The organism is Terriglobales bacterium, assembly GCA_035543055.1.
Taxonomy (GTDB): Bacteria; Acidobacteriota; Terriglobia; order Terriglobales; family Acidobacteriaceae; genus JAIQFD01.
The window spans coordinates 1-7543 of sequence record DATKKJ010000156.1 but is presented as its reverse complement, the minus strand read 5'-3'; the positions used below and the strand labels follow the sequence as shown (position 1 = coordinate 7543).

General features: G+C 63.5%; 8 protein-coding genes. 3 read left to right on the top strand and 5 right to left on the bottom strand.

What is annotated here, in order from left to right; genetic code table 11:
* Together VMS96_10670 and VMS96_10665 are read right to left on the bottom strand one after the other, a co-directional pair.
* Positions 1-1335 (bottom strand): hypothetical protein (locus VMS96_10670; GenBank protein HVP43887.1); only part of this gene is annotated, 1335 nt, incomplete at its 3' end.
* 209 nt (positions 1336-1544) lie between these two features.
* Entirely contained in the window at positions 1545-2021 is a 477-nt protein-coding gene (locus VMS96_10665; GenBank protein ID HVP43886.1) for an HIT domain-containing protein, read from the bottom strand.
* Between the two features lie 295 nt (positions 2022-2316).
* Here VMS96_10665 and VMS96_10660 point away from each other — a divergent pair, with 295 nt between their 5' ends.
* A complete protein-coding gene (locus VMS96_10660) occupies positions 2317-4155 on the top strand; it encodes a 30S ribosomal protein S1 (protein HVP43885.1) in 1839 nt (612 codons plus the stop codon).
* A 158-nt stretch (positions 4156-4313) separates the two neighbouring features.
* Here VMS96_10660 and VMS96_10655 read toward each other — a convergent pair whose 3' ends face one another.
* From VMS96_10655 to VMS96_10645, 3 genes are read right to left on the bottom strand one after another with little or no spacing between them, the layout of a single operon-like run.
* Positions 4314-4652, bottom strand: a complete 339-nt coding sequence (locus tag VMS96_10655; GenBank protein ID HVP43884.1) for a carboxypeptidase-like regulatory domain-containing protein — start codon at positions 4650-4652, stop codon at positions 4314-4316.
* Positions 4653-4689: 37 nt separating this feature from the next.
* The gene (locus VMS96_10650) at positions 4690-5094 is read right to left on the bottom strand and encodes a carboxypeptidase-like regulatory domain-containing protein (GenBank protein HVP43883.1); all 405 of its coding nucleotides are present in this window, start codon (positions 5092-5094) and stop codon (positions 4690-4692) included.
* Positions 5091-5282 carry a hypothetical protein gene (locus tag VMS96_10645; protein HVP43882.1) on the bottom strand — a complete coding sequence of 64 codons (192 nt, stop codon included), beginning with the start codon at positions 5280-5282 and terminating at the stop codon, positions 5091-5093. Before VMS96_10645 ends, VMS96_10650 begins: the two co-directional genes overlap by 4 nt.
* A 105-nt stretch (positions 5283-5387) precedes the next feature.
* Between VMS96_10645 and VMS96_10640 the strand changes: the two genes are divergently transcribed.
* Both VMS96_10640 and VMS96_10635 read left to right on the top strand, forming a co-directional pair.
* A complete protein-coding gene (locus VMS96_10640) occupies positions 5388-6758 on the top strand; it encodes a M20/M25/M40 family metallo-hydrolase (protein ID HVP43881.1) in 1371 nt (456 codons plus the stop codon).
* Positions 6759-6778: 20 nt separating this feature from the next.
* Positions 6779-7543: rhomboid family intramembrane serine protease (locus VMS96_10635; GenBank protein HVP43880.1), on the top strand; the 765-nt coding region annotated here is incomplete at its 3' end.

The following is a 7543-nucleotide window of genomic DNA, read 5'->3' as shown; positions in this document are numbered from 1 at the left end:
GTTCTTCACGCCCTTCAGGTAGTTGCGCAGCACCGCCATGATCAGGGGCATGTCCTGCCGCTGCACCAGCACGTCTTCCAGGTAGGAGCGGATGTTGCGCGGCGGGATACACCACGCATCCTGCGACAGCAGGACGCTCTTCTTCCCCTGCTCCGGCACCTGCGCCCAGAAGGCGCGGTCCAGGATGTCGGCGTGCGTTTCCGTCAGGATCCCCGCCTTGGTCATCTTCTCTTCATGCGACCCGATGATCTTGCGCAGCTGCTCGATCTCCTTGCCCATCCGCTCGAGCATCTCCCGGACCGCGTTCACCCGCACCTCACCGCGCGCGTATTGGTCGAGCGCGAAGCGGATCGCCAGGTGCTCGGCCACCTTCACCATCAGCGCTGAATCCATCTCCGGATCGCTGTTGGCCGCCACGTCGGTCAGGACCTGACGCAGCACCTGCTGGGCTGGCGCCGGGACCCCGGCGATGCCCGCCTGGATCGCTCTCTTCTCCTCGATCTCACCTTTCGGCTTGGCTTCGGCGATGTGCGCCAGCAGGCGCACCACTTTCTCGAAGTCCGATTCCTGCAGCGGCGCCGGCGTTACCACCCCGGGGCCGGTCGCTCCGATCGAGAAATTGTGGCCGCTGCCGGTTCCCTGGCCCGTCCCCATTCCGAATCCTAAGCCGTTGCCAAAGCCGCTCCCGCCTTCGCCGGAGCCCTTGCCCGCTCCCGCTCCGGTATCCGCGCCATGCCCGATCCCGCTCTGGGCACCCTGGGCCGCAGCGATGAGCTGCAGCAGCTTCTGCGGATCATTCAACCAGTCCTTGACCTTGCCGGCATCATCCCCGAGCACGCGCGCAGTCAATGCGGTCGCCAGCGGCTCGCCCATCCCGGTGTCGTGCGCCACGTACTTCACTTCGTTGACCCGTACGCCGCTGCCTTCGGGCAGGGCTTTCTTCAATTCCTCCGCCACCGCCGAGGCCCTCGTTCCTCCCTTGGCAAACGCCTGCACGATGGCCAGGAACTCGCCTTCGTTCATCTTGCCGGAGAAGTAGAAACTGGCCACCCCCGCCGCCGAGAGCAGGTGGGCGAAGCCGCGCTCGGCCGGCCCGCATTCCAGGGGGACGCCGTCCACCAGCAGCTTGTGCCCCGAGACCCCGAGCAGGAAGCCCGCTTCCAGGTCCTGGGGCAGGGCGGTGCGCAGCTCGCTCCACGCGGTGGCGAACTGGCTGGTTGTCAGCTTGTGGTCCGCCCCGTAGAGGCGGACGCATTTCAAGAGGATGTTCAGGCTGCGCGCAAAGGCTCGTGCCGCGGCCAGGCGGTTGTCGTTGAATCCCTGCGGGGAGTGCACGAAACACCTGCTTTCGTGCCCATCAGAGTAACTTTGATGGCTGGGGTGCGAAAGTAACGAAGGACGATGAACAGGGCGGGTTACGAGCGGACAATGACCAGCCGGATTGGGTATCTGTAAAATTGCGTAATCGGGTAATTGAGCTACCGCACGGCTCGAGTCCAATTACCCAATTACCCGATTACTCAATTACCCAATCACCGAATCGCTCACCCCAATCTCTCCTTGATTCGTTGATAGGTGGTTTCCAGCGCCTCCGGCAGCACGCGGGTCTCGCCCACCGTGCCCATGAAGTTGGAATCCGCCGTCCAGCGCGGCAGCATGTGCATGTGGACGTGCCCGGCCACGCCCGCGCCCGCCGCTTTCCCGATGTTCATCCCCAGGTTGATCCCCTCGGGGTGATAGACCGCGCGCAGCACCCCCTCCATGCGCCGGCAAAGCTCCATCATCTCCGCCGAGGTTTCGCCGGGCAGCTTTTGCAGCTCGTCGAGGTGCGCGTAGGGCACGATCATCACGTGTCCCGTGGTGTAGGGGTAGGAATTCAGGATGATGTAATTGTGCCGGGCCCGGTGCACGATCCAGGCCTCGCGGTCGTCCTTCTTCTGCTGTTCGCAGAAGACGCAACCGGGCGTCTTGTCGGCGGTGGTGACGTAGGCGTACCGCCACGGGGTCCAGAGGTAGTCCATGCCGCGCAGCCTACCAGAATTCGCGCCGGATTCCATGCCGGCCGCGCGCCCGAGGCTGCCCGTCCGGCGGGCGTCGCCGCCAGGTTAAGTTCCCGTAAATTTTGCTTCTCCGCGTTTGACACTGTTCCGAAGCGGTTGCTACACTCGGAGAGTCTTTGGCGCGGAGTTCGCGTCAGGATCCGGCCTCTGGTGTTTCGAGCCCGCTGCAACGGACTTTCACTCCAGAAGATCTCCGCCGCTCTTGCTCCGCCCAGGGACGATTCATTCCAGCCCGCATGTGGGCGGAAAAACAGCAATGGAAACCGTGAACGAAGAAACCAACAACCACCCCACCTCGACCACCACCACCACCGAGCCGTCACCAGCGCAGGCCCAGCAGGAAAAGTCCCCCGAAACCCCACAAATCCAAGCCTCCGAGCGGCCCACCGCGGGTCCTACTCGGAAAGAAAAAGAGACTATGGAAGATTTTGCCACTGCTCTTGAAACCTTTGAGGCCGAAACCGAGGCCCTGGAGCACGACAACCGCATTCATAAAGGCACTGTTATCTCTCTGACTCCCAACCACGTCATGGTGGACATCGGGTCCAAGACCGAAGGCGTGGTCCGCATCGGTGAAGTCAAGGACCACGACGGCAACGTCAAGGTCAAGCCCGGCGACGAGATCGACGTGATGATCCAGCACGGCGAGCGCGAGGAGGGCTACGTGGTCCTCTCGCACGAGCGCGCCAAGCGCCTCAAGGTCTGGGACGACATCGAGAAGGCCTACAACGAGAAATCCCCCATCAAGGGGCGCGTCGTCGAGCGCGTCAAGGGTGGCCTCTCGGTGGACATCGGGGCCCGCGCATTCCTGCCCGGTTCCCAGGTGGACCTCAAGTCGGTCCGCAACCTTGACGCCATGAAGGGCACCGACATCGAGGTCCGGGTCATCAAGCTCAACAAGAAGCGCGGCAACATCGTGGTTTCGCGCAAGGCCATCCTCGAGGAAGAGACCGCCGCGAAGCGTTCCAAGACCCTGGAGCACCTGCACGAAGGCGCGGTGCTGACCGGCATCGTCAAGAACCTCACCGACTACGGCGCGTTCGTGGACCTGGGCGGCATCGACGGCCTGCTCCACGTCACCGACATGTCCTGGGGCCGGCTCACCCATCCCCGCGACCTGGTGCAGGTGGGCGACGAGATCCACGTCAAGGTCCTCAAGTTCGACCCCGAGAAGCAGCGCGTTTCCCTCGGCTTCAAGCAGCTCACGCCCGACCCCTGGACCGATGCCGCGCAGCGCTACCCGGTGAGCGCGCACGTCAAGGGGCGCGTCATCAGCGTCACCGATTACGGCGCCTTCGTCGAGCTCGAACAGGGCATCGAAGGCCTGGTCCACGTCAGCGAGATGACCTGGTCCAAGCGCATGAAACATCCGTCGAAGATCGTCGGCGTCGGCCAGGAGGTCGAGTGCGTGGTCCTGAACGTGAACCCGTCCGACCGCCGCATCTCGCTGGGCATGAAGCAGCTCGAGACCAATCCCTGGGAGACGCTGCACGAGAAGTACCCCATCAACTCGACCGTCGAGGGCCGCGTCCGCAACCTCACCGACTTCGGCGCCTTCATCGAGATCGAGGACGGCATTGACGGCTTGGTCCACGTCAGCAACCTGAGTTGGACCAAGCGGGTGAAGCATCCGTCCGAAGTGGTGAAGAAGGGCGACAAGGTCAAGGCCATCGTGCTCGGCATCGAGCCGGAGCAGCGCCGCCTCTCCCTGGGCATCAAGCAGCTCCAGCCCGACGTCTGGGAGACCTTCTTTGCCCAGCACCGCATCGGGGATGTGCTCAAGGGCAAGGTCCTGCGCGTCGCCACCTTCGGCGCCTTCGTCGAGATCGCCGACGGCGTCGAGGGCCTTTGCCACAACTCCGAGGCGGTGGACGCCAACGGCGCTGCCATCCACCTCGAGCCCGGGCAGGAGTTCGACTTCAAGATCATCAAGATGAATCCGGAGGAGAAGAAGGTCGGGCTTTCTATCCGCGCCGTGGGCGAGGAAGCCAGTCGCCAGGAGGTCGAAACCTACAAGCACCCGACCTCGTCTTCGTCCCCCGGCAGCGCCACCCTGGGCGAGATCATGAACTGGAAGCGCGCCGGCAACGAATAGCAGTCGCCGGGCATCAGCAAGACCAAAGGCCGCTCGCGATGAGCGGCCTTGCTTTTTTCACTTGTCATCCTGAGCGATGTACCGTTAGGGACGAGCGTGAGGATCTACCGCTCGCATCTCGCAGGAAGCCCCACGCCAGTGGGGTGATTCGGCAAAGCTTACTTCTTGATCTTCAGATAGATGGTCAGGTTGCTGCGGCTGTCGAACTGGCTGATGGTCTTATTGTCGCTGCGCTGGCCTTTGGATTCGGCGTAGAGGTCGTAGTCCACGTTGGGCGAAAGACCGTGGAACTGGTAGCTCCCGTCCTGCTGTGCGATGAAGGTCTTCACCGCAAGCGTCTTCATGTTCTTCAGGTACACGATGGCGTTGGGGATGGGCTGGCCGGCGTTGTCCGTCACCTGCCCGCTCACCGACTTCGCTTGCGGCTCGCGCGCCGAGCCCCCTGCCAGCAACGCCAGCAGCAGCGCGACCAGCACGATACCGGCAGTCTTCTTCAACGACCCCTCCTTCGCCCAGATTGTGGCTTTTCGGCTTCTACTCCCTTAGATGCAAGCCTACGTCCACCCGTTCATCGAAATCGACGTGCGCCTTGATCTCGGCGGCCAGCTTGCGTTTGCCCTTTTTGGCCGTGGCCCGGATCAAGTAATCGGCTGCTCCGGCCGGCACCCGCAGGGCGAATTCACCCTGGTGGTCCGACGCCAAGGCGTCCCCGCCCTTGACGCTCTTGCCGTCGGCGCGCCGGATCTGCACCTGGGCTCCGTACACCGGTCGGTCGTCAGGTCCGTACACCGTGCCGAAGATCAGGGCGTAGGGTTTCCCTTTGGGGGTCGGAAGCTGGGCTGGTTGCTGCGCTGGCTGAGGGGCTGCCTGCTGGGCGGCTGCCACCGCAGTAGCCAGGAACAAGCACAGGGCCGCGAGGCCGGCGCGTCTGGTTCTCACTCCTCTTCCTCTTCCTGGTGTTCCTCTTCTTCTTCCTCCTCCTCTTCCTGCACCTTGGCCAGCTCCAGGGGATCGGTGGTGACAACCTCGAACTCGACTCCGCATTCCGGGCAGGAGACGACTTCGCCCTCGTCCACTTCGTCCGCTTCGATATCCAGGTCGCTATCGCACTCGGGACAAAGGACCATGGCTGCCTCCTGCTCTCCTGATCTGACAGACCGATTTCCGGACAAATCGTTGAAACTATATTTAGAATCTCTTGCTCGCAGCGTCAATACCCTGGGGAAGGAAGCATGAACTTTCGTCTGGCCGCGGCGATATGTGCGCTTGTGATGGCGTCCAGCCTGGCGTCAGTTGCGCAGCGGGGCCACACCTCGAAACGTCCTGAAGTGGACCCGCGTATCACCGCTGCCCTCAAAGAGGTGTCTGCCGCACGCGTCCGCGCCACCGTCGAAAAACTGGTCAGCTTCGGCAACCGCAGTACGCTTTCGGCCAACGATGCGGCGCTGGCCGCCGCCGGCAAAGGTGTGGTCGCCGTCCGCGACTGGATCCGCTCCGAACTCGAGCGCTACTCCAAGGAATGCGGCGGTTGCCTCGAAGTCCAGTTCGACACCTTCACCCAGGAACCGGCCGACCGCGTCCCCACTCCGACCGAGATCTCCAATGTCTACGCGGTGCTGCGCGGCACGACCGATCCCGACCGCATCTACATCGTTTCCGGACACTACGACTCGCGCAACAGCGATCCCCTCGACATCCATCACCCCGCGCCCGGCGCCAACGACGACGCCAGCGGCACCGCCGTGTCCCTGGAATGCACCCGCGTACTCAGCAAGCTCAAGTTCCCTGCGACCATCATCTTCCTGGCCGTCTCCGGCGAGGAGCAGGGCCTCTACGGCAGCCGGCACTTCGCCCAGATGGCGAAAGAGAAGGGTTGGAAGATCGACGCCGTGCTCAACAACGACATCGTGGGCGGCGACAGGAACAGCGGCCAGGACCACAACATCGTGCGCGTCTTCTCCGAGGGCATCCCTGCGGCAGCCACGGAAAGGGAGGTCCGGCTGCTGCGCGCGCTGGGCGGCGAGAACGATTCCCCTTCCCGCCAGCTCGCCCGCTACATCCGCGAGACCGCCGCTAAGTACCTGCCCGGCCCCTTCGGCCCCAAACTGGTGTTTCGCCGCGACCGCTACCTGCGCGGAGGCGACCACACTTCCTTCAACGAGGCCGGGTTTGCCGCTGTCCGCTTTACGGAATACCGCGAAGATTATCGCCACCAACATCAGAACTCTCGGACCGAAAACGGCATCGAATATGGTGACCTGCCGAAGTTCGTGGACTTCGAATACCTGGCGAACGTGGCCCGCTTGAATGCCGCGGTGCTGGCAGCGCTGGCCTCGGCGCCGGCGTCGCCCGGCAAGGTCAGGCTCCTGACCAAGGACTTGGAGAACGATTCAACATTGGAATGGGAGGCCGCGCCCGGCGCCACCTCGTACGAGGTGCTGTGGCGTCCGACGACGGCGGCCGAATGGGAGAATGTGGTACCGGTCGGCAACGTGACTCGTGCCACGCTCCCCCGCTCCAAGGACAATGTGGTCTTCGCCGTGCGCTCGGCCGCTGCCCGGGGACATCGCAGCTTGCCCGTGGTGCCCCAGCCCGAGCGATAAAAGGGTAAACTCGCAAGAACATGGCCATCCGTCCAAGACGTTTCACCGGCGGCGGCAGCATGCCGCTCAGCTTTCCGCCTTTCACCCGGGCGGTGAAGTGGCTGATCATCATCAACACCAGCATCTTCGTGCTGGCGAAGTTCTTCGAGTCGGTGATGCCACGCCTGGCCGGGTATCTTGATTACGGCGCGCTCATTCCCGCCGCGGTCGTTCATGGCTACGTCTACCAACTGGTCTCCTACGCCTTCCTGCACACCAACTTCAGCCACATCTTCTTCAACATGCTGACGTTGTGGTTCATCGGAGCACTGCTCGAGTCGGACCGCGGCACCCGCTGGTTCCTGCAGCTCTACTTCGTCGGCGCGATAGGCGCGGCGTTGACCACCATTGCCCTGGCTTATGCCGGGTTCCTGCGGCTCACGCCCAGCACCCCGACGGTCGGCGCGTCGGGCGCCATCTACGCCCTGCTGATCGGGGTAGCGGTACTGATGGGCGAGCTGGAGTTCTGGATGTTTCCGCTGCCCTTCCGGATCAAGGCCAAGTGGATGGCGGCCATCTGGATCCTGATCGCGCTGCTGGGCTCGCTCGGGGGAGGAGGCGGCATCGCGTACGTCGCCCACCTGGGCGGCATCTTCTTCGGCTATGCCTTCGTCAAGCTCTTCCCCTACAAGACGCCCGTGGGACGCACTTCGGAGAGGTTTTACGGCCTGCGCAACTGGTATTACCGCTGGAAGCGCAGGCGCGCCGCCCGCAAGTTCGAGGTTTACATGCGCAAGCACGACCGC

What these genes read in the sequence shown, in the direction of transcription:
- VMS96_10665 (HVP43886.1), bottom strand. Translation starts at nt 2,021, where the DNA reads ATGGACTACCTCTGGACCCCGTGGCGGTACGCCTACGTCACCACCGCC.
- VMS96_10660 (HVP43885.1), top strand. Translation starts at nt 2,317, where the DNA reads ATGGAAACCGTGAACGAAGAAACCAACAACCACCCCACCTCGACCACC.
- VMS96_10645 (HVP43882.1), bottom strand. Translation starts at nt 5,282, where the DNA reads ATGGTCCTTTGTCCCGAGTGCGATAGCGACCTGGATATCGAAGCGGAC.
- VMS96_10640 (HVP43881.1), top strand. Translation starts at nt 5,388, where the DNA reads ATGAACTTTCGTCTGGCCGCGGCGATATGTGCGCTTGTGATGGCGTCC.